We start from the raw sequence: 16663 nt of genomic DNA, 5'->3' as shown, positions 1-16663 counted from the left end.
GAGGCTGCCCCTGGCTTGTTGCTGCGAGCCAACAAACGCGGGCTAGATGGGATCTCCTTCACACTTCTCCCCATTCTCCTGACGATGGCGGGAAACAGGCGCATATCTTGCTGTTTTTTATGCCGGTTCCAGATTTTTCCATTCGAAAAAGGACTTGCATATGTCCATAGGATTACCGCTCAAGCGGGTGGATGCCGAGGCCAAGGTGACCGGCAGCGCTCGCTATACCGATGACAACATCATGCTCGGGATGCGCCACGCCAAGTACGTGCGAAGCAATATTGCCCACGGCAAGGTGCTTGCCATCGATGCGACCGAGGCGCTGGCCCTGCACGGGGTCGAAGCCGTGTTTACCCATGAGGATGTGCCCACCACCTGCTTTCGCACTGCCGGTCACGCCTGGTCCCTCGATGAGGCCAAACGGGATGTGAAAGACCGCCGTCTGCTCACCGACCATGTACGCCACTTTGGTGATGGGGTCGCCATAGTCGTGGCCCGCGATCCGCTGGTGGCCGAGAAGGCTGCCGCCCTGGTCAAGGTAACCTACGAGCCACTGCCGGTGATGACGGATGCTGAAAGTGCGCTGGCCGACGGAGCCTATCCCATCCACCCGAGCGGCAATCTGCTGCGCCAAAGCCAGCTTCGCGCCAATGACCCGGAGCAGACCATTGCGGCGGCAGATCTGCAGTTTCAGGGGCACTACCGGACGCCGGTGGTGCAGCACTGCCATCTGGAGACGGTGACCTGTTACGCCTACATGGATCAGCCGGACCACATCATCGTCGTCAGCAGTACCCAGATCCCCCAGATAGTGCGCAGCCGGGTGGCCAAGTCCCTCGGCCTGCCCTGGTCTAGCGTGCGGGTGATCAAACCCTATATGGGCGGCGGCTTTGGCAACAAGCAGGATGTGCTGGAAGAGCCGATGGCGGCGTTTTTGAGCTACAAGCTTGGCGGCGTGCCGGTCAAGGTGACCCTGAGCCGGGAGGAGTGTTTCTTTGCCTCCCGTACCCGCCACGGCTTTGCCATCGATGGCAAAATGGGCCTCAACCGCGACGGCACCCTAAAGGGCTATCAGCTCGACGTGCTCTCCAACACCGGCGGCTATGCCTCCCATGGCCACTCCATCGCCAGCGCCGGTGGCAACAAGATCAGCTACCTCTATCCGCGCAGCGCCTTCGGTTATGACGCCAAAACCTTCTACAGCAACCTGCCCACCGCCGGTGCCATGCGCGGTTACGGCGCGCCGCAGGTGATTTTTGCCCTCGAATGCATGCTGGATGACGCTTGCGCCGAACTCGGGCTAGACCCGCTCGAAGTGCGTATCGCCAACGTGGCGCGGGAAGGGGACGTCAATCAGGTCAACCAGAAGACCATCTATAGCGCCGGGTTGCCGGACTGCCTGCTGCGTGGCCGCGAGATGTTCGAGTGGGATCGACTCAAGGCCGAGTGCTTGGCGCAGGATCCTGCGAGTCGGGTGCGCCGTGGCATCGGGGTGGCCTGTTTCAGCTACGGCTCCAACACCTATCCGGTGGGGGTCGAAATTGCTGGCGCACGCATGCTGCTCAATCAGGATGGCACCGTCAATCTGCAGATCGGTGCCACCGAGATAGGGCAGGGGTCGGACACCGTCTTTGCCCAGATGGCGGCCCAGACGTTAGGCATTCCGTTTGAGCAGATCCGGGTGATCTCGACTCAGGATACCGACATCACCGCCTATGATCCGGGCTCGTTCGCCTCGCGCCAGAGTTATGTGGCGGCCCCAGCCATCCATCAGGCGGCGCTGCAGTTGCGGGCCCGCATCCTCTCGCTGGCGGCCCAGCTCTGCCATCAGGATGTAGGGTCGCTGACCCTGATCGACGGCTACGTGGTGCTGGCCGGTGCGCCGGACAAGGTACTGATCAGCGTGGCCGAGGTGTCGGTCAACGCCTACTACCACCTCACTATCGGCGGTCAGATCACCTCCGAGGTCTCCCACAAGACCACCACCAACCCGCCCAGTTTCGGCTGTACCTTTGTCGATCTCAGCGTTGATATCGATCTCTGCAAGGTGACCATCAATCGCATCATCAACCTGCACGATGCAGGCAAGATCCTCAATCCACAGCTGGCGGAGGGGCAGGTGCATGGCGGCATGGGGATGGGGATCGGCTGGTCCCTGTTCGAGGAGATGATCATCGACGCCAAGACCGGCGTGGTGCGCAACCCCAACCTGCTCGACTACAAGTTCCCCACCATGCTGGATTTGCCCGAGCTGGAATGCGACTTCGTGCAGACCTATGAACCCCAGTCGGTCTATGGCCACAAATCACTGGGGGAACCGCCCATTATCTCGCCTGGCCCCGCCATCCGTAACGCCATTCGCATGGCGACCGGAGTGGCCATCAACGAGCTGCCCATCACCCCCAAAACCCTGTTCCGGGAGTTTGTCGCCGCGGGTTTGATTGGCGAGGGATCAGGGGAGGAGCAACACCATGTTTGATATTGCCCGTTACTACAAGGCGCACAGTGTCGCCGAGGCGGTCGCCCTGCGTCAGGCCGACCCCGAGGCGCGCCTCTTGGCCGGTGGCACCGATGTGATGATCCAGCTGCATCACCTCAACGCCGCCTATCGCCATATCGTCGATATTCACGACTTGCCCGAGCTCAAAGGGGTGAGCGAGTTGCCTGATGGGTCGATCCGCATCGGCTCTGGCACCACTTTTACCGAGATCATCGAAAACGAGCTGGTGCAGCGTCGCCTGCCGATGCTGGCGGAAGCGGCTGCCACCATCGCCGGCCCGCAGATCCGCAACGTTGCCACCTATGGCGGCAACATCTGTAACGGCGCCACCAGTGCCGACTCGGCAGCGCCGACTGTCGCGCTGGAAGCAGAGCTTGAAATTGCGGGGCCCGATGGCACACGCCGCATCCCCATCGCCGGTTTTCACACCGGCCCCGGCAAGGTGGCGCTGCAACCGGCAGAAATCCTGGTGGCGTTTCATTTCGCCCCGGATTCTCACCCCCATGTGGGCTCCCACTACTTCAAATACGCCATGCGCGATGCCATGGATATCGCCACCATCGGCTGCGCCGCCTACTGTCAGATTGAGGATGGTCACTTCAAGAGTCTGCGGCTGGCCTATGGGGTGGCGGCCCCGACCCCGGTGCGTACCCCGCACGCAGAAGCGGCGGCCGAAGGGCAACCCCTGACTCGCGCCACACTGGCTGCGATTGCCGAGGCGGTGGTAGCCGATGTGGCGCCGCGATCCTCCTGGCGGGCAGAGAAGGAGTTTCGCCTGCACCTTATCAAAACCCTGGCGCAGCGGGTGGTCGCCTGCGCCGTCGAACGTGCCGGAGGCAAGATCCTATGATGCAACCGCAAAGCTGTCCCGCCGTGGAGATCCAGTGCGAGATCAACGGCAAACCATACTCCTACGCTGTGCCGCCTACCATGTCGCTGCTTCACTTCCTGCGCGGGCAGGGGCTGATCAGTGTGAAAGAGGGGTGCAGTGTCGGTGAGTGCGGCGCCTGTACCGTGCGGGTGAATGGCACCGCTATCGACAGCTGCCTCTATCTGGCGGTGTGGGCCGATGGCAAATCCATTCGTACCGTGGAGGGGGAGTGGCAGGGCAACGAGCTTTCCGATGTGCAGCAGGCCTTTATCGACGAGGGGGCGGTGCAGTGCGGTTTTTGCACCCCGGGCCTCGTGATGGCGAGTGCGGCCCTGCTCGACAAGACCGAACGCCGTCCGCTGACCGATGCGGAGATCCGCCGCGGGCTGTCGGGCAACCTCTGCCGCTGTACCGGTTATCAGAACGTGGTACGGGCGGTGAAGAAGTGCTGCAAAGGGTGATAGTTCGGGGGCCGTGAGTGGTGCGTGCCGTTGTTTGAAAAAAGGAAGTCAAGCCGCCCAAAAACACAGGCCCGCCTCGAAAGAGGCGGGCCTGCTGCTGAGTGGGGTCAGGAGACATCACACTTTTGGCTGGTCGATCACCAATTTGCCATCCTTGACAGGAATGGTGGCGCCGGGGGCTTGCTTCATGCGGATCACCCCCTCCTGACCTGCGAGGCGATAGGTCACGTCATAACCAATGGTGTTGACGCTCGTATCCTGCACGGTCTTGCAGCGCTGCTCGGTGGTGGTGTAGGTATCGCCCGCCTGCATATTGCCCTGCACCTGATTACCGGCATAACCCCCCGCGACCGCCCCGGCTGCGGTGGCTACCTTCTTGCCGCTGCCGCCGCCAAACTGGTGGCCAACCACGCCACCCAGCGCCGCGCCCACCACGGTGCCGAGGATCTTGTGCTCATCCTGTACCGGCTTGCGGTGAGTCACGGTGACGTTGCGACACTCCTGGCGGGGAGTCTTGATGGTCTCGGTGATCGGCTTGCTGGCGATCACCTCGGCAAAGGTGGGCTGGGGTGTAAAGAGGGAGCCGCTGGCCGCCGCCGAGAGCGCTAGGGCCGAGGCGATGCCAATACCGATACCTGCCATCATGGATCTGTTCATCTTGTTGTTCTCCTACATACCCATACGGGCTCTTCCAATCTGGCGCCATCTTGTCACAACCGGTTGGCCGGACAAGGCGAGGGGGATGGGTCTGCGACAGGCGCTGGCAAGGTCAAAAATCAGCCACCATGAAAAAGTGTCTGACTTTGGCGACAACGGACTAAAAGTGACCAGTTTCCGGCGTATGGCGGGCTTTGCCAGTGTGATAAGGAGCAATTCGAGTCGCAATTTGCAAGGCGGGCGGTGAGCAGAATGCCAGAGTGGCAAAGTGCTGACGGGGGCAGGTCAAGGGAGGTCTTGAACAAGGGCTCTGTTCGTTGAGATGGCCACGCAAGTGGTTGATAAATGGCTCCAGCCCCATCGGATGTTGGCCGATAAGAGATCACGGCAAGCATTTTGCTTTGATTGGGTGAAGCAGAGGGTGAGCGGGTCGGCAGACAACGGCGTAAGACCTGAAATGAAGATGTTCACCCGAGATCACCGGATCAACGAGGGGGAGATATGTCAATGTTACCCAGCTGGATCACCCCGGCCATCCAGGCCAACATCATCACGGTGCAGCAGGCCGAACGTCTGCTCTCATCCCTCTACCGACCCCTGGCCGAGCAGGGAGAGGAGCTTCCCGCCGATATCGCCGACATCAGCCTCAAGCTCTACTGCTTCCGCCAGCAGGGGCGGGTACGCCACTAACGATGATTGAGGTAAAGCCTTCGCCATTGGCGGGGGCTCGCTTGCCCGAACTCGCACCGAATACCTCTTCCGCTCTTCCTCTAAGACGTTTTGCTAATACCTGCCGCCGCAGGCTCACTGTTAGGCTGTCATCCCCATAAGAGACCAGTGACGGGCAGGATGCCCATGTCGCTTGCTGATCTCTGAATCATCCCGAAACTGCCCGTTTTGTGCCACCTGTGAGGAAGGAATCCGATGACAGTGCAGAACATCTATGAGCGCGACCTTGCCAAAACCGCCGCCAATTTCGAAGCCCTGACCCCCATCAGCTTTTTGGGGCGGGCGGAGCTGGTCTATCCCAACTATCCGGCGCTGATCCACGGCCCGCTGCGCCAGAGCTGGGGCGAGACCGCCCGCCGTTGCCGCCAGCTGGCCTCGGCCCTGCGGCTTAGCGGTATCGGGGAGGGGGATACCGTCTCCATCGTTGCGCCCAATATCCCGGCGATGTTTGAAGCCCACTTCGGGGTGCCCATGAGCGGCGCCGTGCTCAACACCATCAATACCCGGCTCGATGCCGAGTCGATGGCCTTTATCTTCCAGCATGCCCAGAGCAAGGTGGTGCTGGTGGACAGGGAGTTCGGCGCCGTGGTGCGCAAGGCGCTGGATCTGCTGGAGCGCCAACCGCTGGTCATCGCCATCGACGATCCCCTTTACCGGGAAGGGGCGCTTGTCAGTGAACTGACCTATGAGGCCTTTATTGCCACTGGTAACGGCGATGAGCCCGGCTGGTTGCCAGAGGATGAGTGGCAGGCCATCTCCCTTAACTACACCTCCGGCACTACCGGCAACCCCAAGGGGGTGGTCTATCACCATCGCGGCGCCCACCTCAACGCCATCAACAACGTACTCTCCTGGGAGCTGCCCAAACATCCCGTCTACCTCTGGACATTGCCGATGTTTCACTGCAACGGCTGGTGTTTCCCCTGGACGCTGGCGGCCACCGCTGGGGTGAGCGTCTGCCTGCGCCATGTGCAGGCGGCCGCCATTTATGAGGCGCTGCACGAGCACAAGGTGAGCCACTTCTGCGCGGCGCCCATCGTGCTCAATATGCTCAACAATGCCGATCCGGCGCTCAAGCAGGGGCTGGATCACCCCATCAAGGTGATGACCGCCGGCGCTGCGCCGCCCGCCACCGTGATCGCCGGGATGGAGGCGATGAGGATCGCCGTGACCCACGTCTATGGCCTCACCGAAACCTATGGCCCCTGCGTGTTGTGCGAACCGCAAAGAAGCTGGCAAGGTCAGGATGCCACTGCGCTCTCCCGCCTCAAGGCGCGTCAGGGGGTTGCGTCGCCTCTGCAGGGGGAGATGCGGGTTATCAATCCGGTCAGTGGCGAGCTGGTAGCCAAGGATGGCAAAACCATGGGGGAGATAGTGCTGCGCGGCAATGTGGTGATGAAAGGCTATCTGAAAAATCCGGCGGCCAGTGCCGAGGCGATGGCGGAGGGGTGGTTTCGCAGTGGCGATCTGGCGGTATGGCACCCGGATGGTTATGTGGAGATCAAGGACAGATCCAAAGACATCATCATCTCCGGCGGGGAGAATATCTCCAGTCTGGAGGTGGAAGATGTGCTCTATCGCCATCCCGATGTGGACGAAGCGGCGGTGATCGCCATGCCCGATGAGAAGTGGGGGGAGGTGCCCTGCGCCTTCGTGAAACTGAAAGAGGGGCGAGAGACCACCCAGGCGGAGCTGATCGCCTTTTGCCGGGAGCAGATGGCCCACTTTAAGGCCCCCAAACGCATCATCTTCACCCCGCTGCCGAAAACCTCGACCGGCAAGGTGCAAAAATTCGTGTTGCGCAAACAGCTGGGGTAGCGGTCTGTTCGTAAGGCGCCAGCACAGCCATTCATAGGAGGGAGATACAAGGGGTCTGGAGGGCTGCTGGCCCTCCCATTGTGTGGCTAGGGAGCCTTGCAGGCAACGCAGTTGCGGCCGCTCTGTTTGGCCTGATAGAGCATCTGATCGGCGCGGACGTAGAGGCTCTCCATCAGCTCCCCCTCGCCATTTTCCACCAGTCCGGCGCTGATGGTGATAACCAGCTTATCCCCATCGGGCAAGGGCAGCGGGCTTTGCATCACCTGCAGGCGCAGCCGCTCGGCCAGAGATGCGGCGGCCGAGAGGGTGGTGTTGGGTAGCAAGATGGCAAACTCGTCACCACCGATGCGGGCCAACACATCTTCGCTGCGCAGCACCGATTGCATCACCCTGCCTAGATGCATCAGCGCGCTATCCCCAAGGGGATGCCCGAAGCGATCGTTGATGCACTTGAACTGATCCACATCCAGCACCATCAGCACCGAGGTGAGGTGGTGGCGCATGTCCAGACTGAGGTTCTTCTCGCACAGTTCGAAAAAGAAACGGCGGTTGTAGAGACCGGTGAGGCCATCGCGCACCGACTTCTGGTGTAGCTGCTCCTTGAGCTGGTGCAGTTCGGTAATGTCGGAGGAGATCCCGATCAGGGTCGGGGTGCCATCCCCCAGCAGAAAGGGCACCTTGACCGACCAGTAGTAGTGCTGATTGCCTTCGGGATCGGTCAGCATCTCTTCCCCGGCTTGCAGCTCGCCGGTTTCGAATACCCGGTTGTCCAGCCGCCACAGCTGGCAGGCGCTGGCAGCCGGGATCACCTCATCATCGCGCCGATTGATGATCTGCTCGGCAGGAAGGCCCAGCAGATCGGCGACCTTTTGGTTGACGTAGAGAAAGCGGTGCAGGCTGTCCTTCATATAGATATGGGCATCCACGTTGGCGAGGATGATTTCCAGCAGCTGATGCTGCTCCGCCATGCGGGCCTCAATCAGCTTGTGTTCGGTGATATCGGTGGAGATGCCGCACAGGCCGATCAGGTTGCCATCCTTGTCATGGATGGGCTTTTTAACTGTCCAGTAGCAGCGCTTTTCCCCGGTGGATTTGAGGTAGTTGATCTCCTCCTGGGCGATGGCGAGTTGCTGCTCCAGTACCAACCGGTCGTTGCGTTGAATGGTGTCGGAGAATTCGAGATCAAAAAAGGCCCGATCATCCTGCCCCTGCAACTCGGCGAGGGTGCAGCCAAAGAGATCCAGCACCGCCTGATTGGCATAGGTGTAACGGCCCGCCAGATCCTTGGTAAACATGTAGGCGTCCGTCTCGTTGAAGATGGCTTTGAGGTGATCCAGCTCATGCTGTAACTGGATAGAGAACGGTTCATCCTTCATGGGGCTAGCCATCCTTGGGTCGCTACGATGGGTCGGTTGAACAAGACGCGCAATAGAGATCAACAGCTTTAAATAAAGCACCGAACAGGTCAGGTTTCGCGTTTATTTCCGCAAGTTCTGCGCCATGTCACACGATTGTCATTGTTGGTGTGGTCAAAGGAAATCAACTGAGTCCGTGGCTATGCAGATAACCGTCCCACCTATATCGGCCCGGCATCGTGGGCCAGCAGCAGAGCAATTGCCCGGCAGTCAAATACGCCAGCCCGAGCGGCAGAAAGGGCAACAAACAGGTCTTTAATCAAACTATTTTCACTGTGCCCCTGATATCATCCTCAGCAACGCAATATGGAGAGATACGAGATGGCAGTGGCACCGTTTAATTGGGATGACGCAGTTCAGTGGGACGGGCCGGGGGCTATTGCGGGTAGCGAAGAGATCTTGAGTGCCGATCGGCTTGATCGTGCCCGCTATGCCGAATTTCTGACCAACTACCTCGCCGCCGAAGGCAAGCAGCGCAACTATGTGCTTAACCTCAATGCCGAGTGGGGGGCGGGTAAAACCTGGTTTATCAAGCGCTGGTATATGGAGCTGAAAGCGCACTATCCCACCGTCTATATCGATGCTTGGCAGCAGGACTTTTCCGATGATCCTTTATTGACGGTTATTTCATCGATTATCGATCAATTGAAAGATGCAACAGGAAATAAGGTTTCCATACCTGATGGCATCAAGCCCAAGCTATTGGGTTTGCTCAAGCTGGGCGGAAAATTGGTGCTCAAGTCTGCTATTAAAAAAGCTGGACTTGAAGATGGTGATTTTTCTGTGGAAGGCGAAGACGCAGATAAGCTGGTGGATACGCTTTGTAGCAATCATAAAGAGCGTTATGAATCTATCCAGTATCTTAAACAAGAAATTCGGCAATGGGTTGAGGGAGCTGTTGGTTTAAGTGAAGGAGAGCTGGATTATCCCGCATTTATTTTGATTGATGAGCTGGATCGCTGTCGCCCCTCTTATGCAGTAGAGATGCTTGAGACCATCAAGCATATATTCGATGTACCCAAAGTGGTCTTTGTGTTGGCTACAGATACAGAACAACTTCAACATGCCGTAAAAGTAATTTATGGTTTAGAGTTTGATGCATATACATATCTAAGTCGTTTTTTTAATAGGCGATTCAGTATGCTTAGCTGTTCAAGGCATGATTTTGTTGAAAGCCACTTATCTGATGCAAGTTACCTCGATAGCAATATTTTTGAAAATATATGGCCTAAAGGCCTGAATGTAGGTTCTTTGAACGATATAATTTCAGCTATAGCTGATGCTTGTCAGCTCTCATTAAGAAGCACTGAGAAACTTATTGATAGGTCGTTGCTAGTACTTGTGAATATGAAAGATGACTCTATTAATATTGTTTTTCTTGTTTATCTTATAGCCTTGCATGAAATAAAGCTATCTGACTATGAGACAATAATTTCATCGGAGCGTAGTCATTCATTTATATCAGCTATTAAGCTTAATGAGATTAAGCTACACGGTATGAATAATATTTCTGGCACAGTCAGTATTAAAATGGAAAATGACTGTAATGGTGCATTTAGACAAGGTGTATACCAAGTTCCTATTAGAGACCTTGTTAGAAACTACTTGCTTGGTTACTTAGGTGAGTATCAAAATATTGATAGCAAATTAAAAAGTGATGTTAAGGAGTTTGATGAAAAATATAAATCAATTAGTGCGGAAGTCTTTTCAGAGAAATTAAAGGAAGGTGTTCTTAATTCGTGTTTACGTAAAAAATCACGAGTGGATATGTCTATATACCGGGATTTGGTTGAGTTAGCCATATCATTTGAATGAACTTAACGGGCTAAAAAGCCCGTTAAGTAATAAGAGAATTTATTTGTTATGCCGCTTATAAAGCCGCTGTACCACATCCTGTAACCCCAGCCCCTCGTTTTGCAGCAGCACGGTCAGGTGGTAGAGCAGATCGGCTGATTCGTTGATGAGCTCCTCCCGATCCTTGGCCATGGCGGCCAGCGCCACCTCAACACCTTCCTCACCGACCTTCTGAGCGATCCGCTTGGTCCCTTTGCCGTAGAGGCTGGCGGTGTAGCTGGTGGCCGGATCGGCCCCTTTGCGGGCGGCCAGGATCTGTTCCAGCTCTGCCAGAAAACCGAGGGGCGGCAGCGGGTGACCATGGAAGCAGGAGGTTGTCCCTTTGTGGCAGGTGGGGCCGACGGGGTTGGCGGCAATCAGCAAAGAGTCCTGATCGCAGTCGGTGCTGATGGCTACGAGTTTGAGCACATTGCCCGAGCTTTCACCCTTGGTCCACAGCCGCTGTTTGCTGCGGCTAAAGAAGGTGACCTGACCGGTGGTCTGGGTCTTTTCCAGCGCCTCGCGGGTCATAAAGCCCTGCATCAGCACCTCGCCGCTGGCGGCGTTCTGGACGATGGCGGGGATCATGCCGTCACACTTTTCCCAGTCGAGCTGCTCGGCAAGGGGGCGCGCGCTGGCGGTGGTTGGTGCATTTTCAGAGAAGTTATTCACGGATGGCGACTCCTTCGGTTTTCAGCCAGCGTTTCAATTCGGGAATGGGGATAAGACCCTTGTGGAATACAGAGGCGGCTAGCGCCCCGTCCACATCGGCGAGGGTGAAGGCATCGCGAAAGTGCGCCATGGCACCGGCGCCGCCGGAGGCAATCAGCGGCACCTTGCAGACGCTGCGTACCAGTTTGAGCTGGTCGAGATCATAACCCTGGCGCATGCCGTCCTGATTCATCACGTTCAGCACGATTTCGCCCGCGCCGCGCTTTTGCACCTCCTGCACCCAGTCGAGGGTGTGCCAGGCGGTGGTGCGGGTGCGACTCTCGTCACCAGTAAACTGTTTGACCTGATAGTGGCCCGTTTCGGCGTCGAAGTAGGAGTCAATGCCCACCACCACGCACTGCACGCCAAAGCGCTCGGCCAGTCGGCTGATCAGAGTCGGGTCGGCAAGGGCCGGGGAGTTGATGGAGACCTTGTCGGCGCCAAATTCCAGGATCTGGCGGGCATCCTCCACGCTTTTGATGCCACCGGCGACACAGAAGGGAATATCTATCACCTCAGCTACCCGGCTCACCCAGCTCTTGTCCACTACCCGGGCATCGCTGGAGGCGGTGATGTCATAGAACACCAGCTCGTCAGCGCCCTCTTCGGCGTAGCGGCGCGCCAGTTCGACAATGCCGCCCATCACCTCGTGATTGCGAAACTGCACCCCCTTGACTACCACGCCATCTTTCACGTCGAGGCAGGGAAGAATGCGTCTTGCCAGCATCAGTTGCCTCCTCTGGTATCGGCTGCGGGTGCTTGCCAGCAGGCGATGGCGTCACCCACCGAGAATTTGCCCTCCAGCAGGGCACGGCCAAGGATGATCCCCTTGACGCCGGAGCCCTTGAGCGCCTCGATATCCGCGATGCCGCCAATGCCGCCGGAGGCCTGAAAGGCGACGCTCGGGTAGCGGGCGCAGAGATCACGATAAAGCTCGACGTTGGTGCCAGCCAGGGTGCCGTCACGGCTGATATCGGTGCAGAGCACATGCTTGAGCCCGGCGGGGAGGAAGCGCTCGATCAGCGCCTCGATGGTCACGCCGCTGTTCTCCTGCCAGCCTGCTACCGCGATATGGCGATTGCCCTGCTCATCGATATTGACGTCCAGCGCCAGCACGATCTGCTCGGGGCCATATTTCTCCATCCAGCTTGCCACCAGATCCGGGGATTTGACGGCGGTGGAGCCAATCACCACCCGGCAGGCGCCGGCGGCCAGCAGATCCGCCACATCCTGCTCGGTGCGCACGCCGCCACCGACCTGAACCGGTACTTCGGTGGCCGACAGCAGTTGGGTCAGCAGGGGCAGCTGGCGCGCCTTGGCATCCTTGGCACCGTCCAGATCCACCAGATGGAGCTGCACCGCCCCCTGGGAGACATATTCATCGAAGCGGGCCTGCGGGCTGCTGCTGTATTCGGTCTTCTGCTCGTAATCCCCCTGATAGAGGCGAACTACCTGACCGTTGATAAGGTCAATTGCGGGAATGATCATGTTAGTCACAGCTCCAGAAAATTTTGCAGCAAACGGGCACCGGCTGCGCCTGAGCGCTCCGGGTGGAATTGGGCACCAAAGAAGTTGTCATGGGCCACAATCGCGGTAAAAGGGTTGCCGTAGTCGCAGGTCGCCAGCGTCGCTTCGGTTACCTCCAGCGCATAGGAGTGCACGAAATAGAAGTAGCTGCCGCTCGGGATCCCCTTGAGCAGAGGGTGGGTCTCGTCATGCTCAATTTGGTTCCAGCCCATATGGGGCAGGCGCAGATTGCCGACCTCCATCAGCCGGATCTTGCCCGGCACTATGCCAAGGCAGTCGATAAGCGTATCTGGCGAACTCTCTTTGCCCATGCTCTCTTCGGAGGCCTCAGCCAGCATCTGCATGCCGAGGCAAAAGCCCAGCAGCGGCTGCTTGGCGGCGCGAATAAGGGGCACCAGCCCCCGTTCGTTGAGATTCTTCATGGCGGCCACCGCGGTGCCGACACCGGGCAGGATCAGCTTGTCCGCCTGCTCGATATCGGCTGCCTGGCTGGAGACCAGCGGCTGCACGCCGAGGCGCTCGAACGCCATTCTGACCGAGGCCAGGTTAGCGCAGCCGGTATCGATAATGACCAGCTTCTGCTTGCTCACATCCATCACAGCACTCCCTTGCTGGAGGGAAGCTCGCTCCCTTCCACCCGGATGGCCTGACGCAGGGCGCGGCCAAAGCCTTTGAAGAGCGCCTCCACCTGATGGTGGGTGTTACCGCTGCCTACCTTCATTTGCAAAGTGATGGCCATGGCGTCCGACAGCGAGCGGAAGAAGTGGGGCACCATTTCGGTGGCCATCTCGCCCACCTTGTCACGGCCAAAGCCACTCGGGCAGTCAAACACGAAGTAGGGGCGGCCGCTGAGATCAAGCGCGGTGCTCACCTCCTGCTCGGTCAGCGGGGTCTCTTCATCCGCACGCGGGCGGCCATCGATCACCGCCTGCACCTCGTCCATCGCCAGCACGAAGCCGAAACGGCCGATACCGCGCTTGTTGCCAAGGGCCTGACGCAGTGCCTGACCCAGCGCCAGCCCCACATCTTCTACCGTGTGGTGATCGTCGATATGCAGATCGCCACTGACGTTCAGCTTGAGCTGGAAACCGGCGTGGGTGGCAATCTGATCCAGCATGTGATCAAAGAAGCCGATACCGGTGGCGATCTGGTTGCCACCGCTCTTGTCCAAATCCAGCGCTACCTGAATGCGGGTCTCCTTGGTGTTACGCTCCACCGAGGCTACGCGCCCCTTGGACAACAGCTGATCACGGATGGCGAGCCAGTCGTGATCCTGCGGGTGGTAGCGAATACCGCCAATGCCCATGTTCTCGGCCAGCTGCAGATCGGTCTGGCGATCACCAATAACGAAGGAGTTGGCAAAGTCGATACGACCGGAGGCGAGATACTCTTTCACCAGCCCGAGGTGGGGCTTGCGGCAGCTGCAGCCGTCGGTGGGAAAGTGCGGGCAGATCAGCACCTGCTCCCACTTCACCCCTTGCGATTCAAACAGGTGCATCATCAGGTTGTGGGGTGGCTGGAAGTTCTCCAGCGGCAGGCTGGCGGTGCCCAGTCCGTCCTGGTTGGTCACCATCACCAGCACGTAACCAGCGGCCTGCAACTCGCGCAGCACCGGAATGACCATGGGCTCGAAGCGCAGCTTGGCGAGGCTATCCACCTGCTTGTCGGTCACCGGCTCTTCAATCAGGGTGCCGTCGCGGTCGATAAACAAAAAAGGGGTCTTCATCGCTACATCCTTGTCTTAAAAAGAGGGAGAGGGCAGGTCACGCAATACCGCCAGCACGGCATCCATCTCGCCCTGATAGCCGATGGTGACGCGAATGCTGTTGTCCAGACCCGGCTTGCTGGAGAAATCCCGCAGTATGATGCCGGCGGCCTTCATGGCGGCAAAGACGGCGGTGCCATCCACAAAGCGCACCAGCACGAAGTTGCCCTTGTCCTCGAATACTTCCCTTACGCAGGCAAGCTTTGTCAGCTCTGCCTTGAAGGTGGCTTTTTGCTTGTTGAGCTCCATCACTCGCTCGCGCATCAGCTCCAGCCCCATGGGGGAGAGGGCCTGCGTCGCGATCTGGGCTATGGGCTCGGGGATGGGATAGGGGGCGATCACCTTGGCCAGCATGGCGATCACCTCGGGGCTTGCGAGCGTAAAGCCGCAGCGGATCCCCGCCAGGGCAAAAGCCTTGGAGAGGGTGCGGGTCACCACCAGATTGGGGAAGCGGGCCAGCAGGTCCACCACGGACGCCTCGGGGCAGAACTCGATATAGGCTTCGTCCACCACCACGATGGCGCGATCCCTAGCTTTCTCCAGCAAAGCGATAAGGCCGTCGCGACCCACCAAATCCCCGGTGGGGTTGTTGGGGGAGCAGAGAAACACCAGTTTCACATCGCTGAGGCGATCGGCAATGGCGGGCCAGTCAGGCTGACGGCTGGCGGTCAGCGGCTGCTCGACGATACCGACGCCACAGGTCTCGGCGCTGATGGCGTACATGCCGTAGGTGGGCGGACAGATGAGGATCTGATCTTCACCCGCTTCACAGAAGGTGCGAATAAGCAGCTCGATGGCCTCGTCGGCGCCGCGACTCACCAGCACCTGATCCGGATTGACCCCGGCGTAGGCGGCATAGCCGTTCACCACCTCGGCCGGTTGGCACTCGGGGTAGCGGTTGAGGCGGCTCCCCTCGATGGTAAAGGGATAAGCCTGCGGCGCCTCGTTGGCGTTGAGCCAGACGTGGCCCTTGCCGCCGATGCGGCGGGCGGATTGATAAGGGGTGAGGGCCCGCACCACGCGGCGCGCCAGATTGGCAATGCTCATGACAAATCCTTCTGCTGTGCTGTTGGTTGGGGCGCGGCGGCCAGGGCGTTCAATCTCAGCGTCACGGCGTTCTTGTGGCCATCGAGCCCTTCGGCCTCAGCGATGCGCTCGACGATGGGGCCAAGGCCGCGAATACCTTCGGCGCTCAGCTCCTGCACCGTGTAGCGGCGCTGATAATCGGCAAGGCCCAGGCTGGAGCAGGTGCGGGCATAGCCATAGGTAGGCAGAGTGTGGTTGGTGCCGCTGGCGTAATCGCCGACCGACTCGGGGGTCCATGCTCCCAGAAAGATGGAGCCGGCGTTCTCAAGCTGGTCCAGCAGCTCGCGCGGGGCGCGGGTCTGCACGATCAGGTGCTCCGGCGCATATGCGTTGGAGATGGCGCAGGCTTCTGCCAGATCGTCACAGAGGATCACCAGACTTGAGCCCAGCGCCTGCGCGGCGATATCACGCCGGCTCAACTTGGCCAGCTGGCTTTTTATTTCCCCTGCGATGGCATCGGCCAGCAGGGGCGAGGTAGTGACCAGCACCACCTGGCTGTCGGGGCCGTGCTCGGCCTGGGAGAGCAGATCCGCTGCCACGAAGGCGGGGTTGGCGCTCTCGTCGGCGATCACCAGCACCTCGGAGGGGCCAGCGGGCATGTCGATGGCGGCGCCGCGCCAGTCGCGGGAGACCTGCCCCTTGGCTTCGGTCACATAGGCGTTGCCCGGGCCGAAGATCTTGTCCACCTTGGGGATGCTCTCGGTGCCGTAAGCCATAGCCGCGATGGCCTGGGCGCCGCCGATGGCGAACACCTTCTCGACGCCGCAGGCGCGGGCGGCAAACAGGATCTCGTCGCTGGCGGGGGACGGGGTGCAGAGCACCACTTCACGGCAACCGACGATAGCTGCTGGAATGGCCAGCATCATCACGGTGGAGGGGAGCGGCGCGCTGCCCCCCGGCACATAGAGGCCGACCCGGCTGATGGGTTGGGTGCGCAGCTCGCACACCACCCCGGGCTGGGTTTCCACCCGCACCACCGGCTGCAGTTGTGCGGCGTGGAAGGTGCGAATATTGGCAATGGCCGCTTCGATGGCATTTTTGATCTCGTCATCCAGCCGCGCACAGGCAGCTTCAATCTCGACTTCGCTGACGCGCAACTGCTCACGGGGGGCGCGTTCGAAGCGCTGGCTCAGCTCGCGCAGGGCCTCCTCGCCACGGCTACGCACCGCGGCGATGATATCCCGCACTACGGCGCCAATATCGGCCTCGTCACTCAAGGCCGGTCGGGTCAGCACGTCGGCCTGCTGGGCAGGGGAGAGGGTCTTCCAGATCAGGGTCTGCATGATATCC

General features: G+C 59.4%; 15 protein-coding genes. 6 read left to right on the top strand and 9 right to left on the bottom strand.

The features are described 5' to 3' along the window. Positions 1–160: 160 nt before the first annotated feature. From xdhA to xdhC, 3 genes are read left to right on the top strand one after another with little or no spacing between them, the layout of a single operon-like run. Entirely contained in the window at positions 161–2479 is a 2319-nt protein-coding gene (gene xdhA, locus ACTG1K_RS13850; RefSeq protein WP_440005757.1) for a xanthine dehydrogenase molybdenum-binding subunit XdhA, read from the top strand. Further along, complete coding sequence (xdhB, locus tag ACTG1K_RS13845; protein WP_042062618.1) at positions 2472–3350, top strand: xanthine dehydrogenase FAD-binding subunit XdhB; 879 nt, start codon at positions 2472–2474, stop codon at positions 3348–3350. The genes xdhA and xdhB overlap by 8 nt, the downstream gene beginning before the upstream one ends. After that, positions 3347–3832 (top strand): xanthine dehydrogenase iron sulfur-binding subunit XdhC, encoded by a 486-nt coding sequence (xdhC, locus tag ACTG1K_RS13840; RefSeq protein WP_440005755.1) that lies wholly within the window; start codon positions 3347–3349, stop codon positions 3830–3832. Before xdhB ends, xdhC begins: the two co-directional genes overlap by 4 nt. A gap of 117 nt (positions 3833–3949) precedes the next feature. Here the strand turns inward: xdhC and ACTG1K_RS13835 are convergent, their stop codons facing one another. Beyond that, a complete protein-coding gene (locus tag ACTG1K_RS13835; RefSeq protein ID WP_026035120.1) occupies positions 3950–4489 on the bottom strand; it encodes a glycine zipper 2TM domain-containing protein in 540 nt (179 codons plus the stop codon). Positions 4490–4990: 501 nt separating this feature from the next. On the opposite strand from ACTG1K_RS13835, the gene ACTG1K_RS13830 reads away from it, so the two are divergent. Together ACTG1K_RS13830 and ACTG1K_RS13825 are read left to right on the top strand one after the other, a co-directional pair. After that, positions 4991–5179 carry a hypothetical protein gene (locus ACTG1K_RS13830; protein WP_005345660.1) on the top strand — a complete coding sequence of 63 codons (189 nt, stop codon included), beginning with the start codon at positions 4991–4993 and terminating at the stop codon, positions 5177–5179. Positions 5180–5413: 234 nt separating this feature from the next. Then, positions 5414–7036 carry an acyl-CoA synthetase gene (locus ACTG1K_RS13825; RefSeq protein WP_440005753.1) on the top strand — a complete coding sequence of 541 codons (1623 nt, stop codon included), beginning with the start codon at positions 5414–5416 and terminating at the stop codon, positions 7034–7036. Positions 7037–7122: 86 nt separating this feature from the next. Here ACTG1K_RS13825 and ACTG1K_RS13820 read toward each other — a convergent pair whose 3' ends face one another. Next, positions 7123–8412 (bottom strand): diguanylate cyclase, encoded by a 1290-nt coding sequence (locus ACTG1K_RS13820; RefSeq protein WP_368167167.1) that lies wholly within the window; start codon positions 8410–8412, stop codon positions 7123–7125. A gap of 360 nt (positions 8413–8772) precedes the next feature. On the opposite strand from ACTG1K_RS13820, the gene ACTG1K_RS13815 reads away from it, so the two are divergent. Beyond that, positions 8773–10266 (top strand): KAP family P-loop NTPase fold protein, encoded by a 1494-nt coding sequence (locus tag ACTG1K_RS13815; RefSeq protein ID WP_180993745.1) that lies wholly within the window; start codon positions 8773–8775, stop codon positions 10264–10266. 39 nt (positions 10267–10305) lie between these two features. On the opposite strand, the gene hisIE is transcribed toward ACTG1K_RS13815, so the two are convergent. From hisIE to hisD, 7 genes are read right to left on the bottom strand one after another with little or no spacing between them, the layout of a single operon-like run. Next, positions 10306–10956: a bifunctional phosphoribosyl-AMP cyclohydrolase/phosphoribosyl-ATP diphosphatase HisIE gene (hisIE, locus tag ACTG1K_RS13810; RefSeq protein WP_103251577.1), complete on the bottom strand. Its 651-nt coding sequence runs from the start codon at positions 10954–10956 to the stop codon at positions 10306–10308. Next, complete coding sequence (gene hisF / locus ACTG1K_RS13805; protein WP_103251578.1) at positions 10949–11722, bottom strand: imidazole glycerol phosphate synthase subunit HisF; 774 nt, start codon at positions 11720–11722, stop codon at positions 10949–10951. The genes hisIE and hisF overlap by 8 nt, the downstream gene beginning before the upstream one ends. After that, positions 11722–12483 (bottom strand): 1-(5-phosphoribosyl)-5-[(5-phosphoribosylamino)methylideneamino]imidazole-4-carboxamide isomerase, encoded by a 762-nt coding sequence (gene hisA / locus ACTG1K_RS13800; RefSeq protein WP_440005750.1) that lies wholly within the window; start codon positions 12481–12483, stop codon positions 11722–11724. The genes hisF and hisA overlap by 1 nt, the downstream gene beginning before the upstream one ends. Positions 12484–12488: 5 nt before the next feature. Then, a complete protein-coding gene (hisH, locus tag ACTG1K_RS13795; protein ID WP_047440082.1) occupies positions 12489–13118 on the bottom strand; it encodes an imidazole glycerol phosphate synthase subunit HisH in 630 nt (209 codons plus the stop codon). Continuing rightward, complete coding sequence (gene hisB, locus ACTG1K_RS13790) at positions 13118–14248, bottom strand: bifunctional histidinol-phosphatase/imidazoleglycerol-phosphate dehydratase HisB (protein WP_047440084.1); 1131 nt, start codon at positions 14246–14248, stop codon at positions 13118–13120. Before hisB ends, hisH begins: the two co-directional genes overlap by 1 nt. 15 nt (positions 14249–14263) lie before the next feature. After that, positions 14264–15334: a histidinol-phosphate transaminase gene (gene hisC, locus ACTG1K_RS13785; RefSeq protein ID WP_440005747.1), complete on the bottom strand. Its 1071-nt coding sequence runs from the start codon at positions 15332–15334 to the stop codon at positions 14264–14266. Next, positions 15331–16656, bottom strand: a complete 1326-nt coding sequence (gene hisD, locus ACTG1K_RS13780) for a histidinol dehydrogenase (RefSeq protein WP_440005745.1) — start codon at positions 16654–16656, stop codon at positions 15331–15333. The genes hisC and hisD overlap by 4 nt, the downstream gene beginning before the upstream one ends. Between the last annotated feature and the right edge of the window lie 7 nt (positions 16657–16663).

Source organism: Aeromonas sp. 102P, assembly GCF_051920345.1.
Taxonomy (GTDB): domain Bacteria; phylum Pseudomonadota; class Gammaproteobacteria; order Enterobacterales; family Aeromonadaceae; genus Aeromonas; species Aeromonas veronii.
Note: the sequence above shows the minus strand (reverse complement) of the source record. Positions and strands in the feature narration are given on the sequence as shown.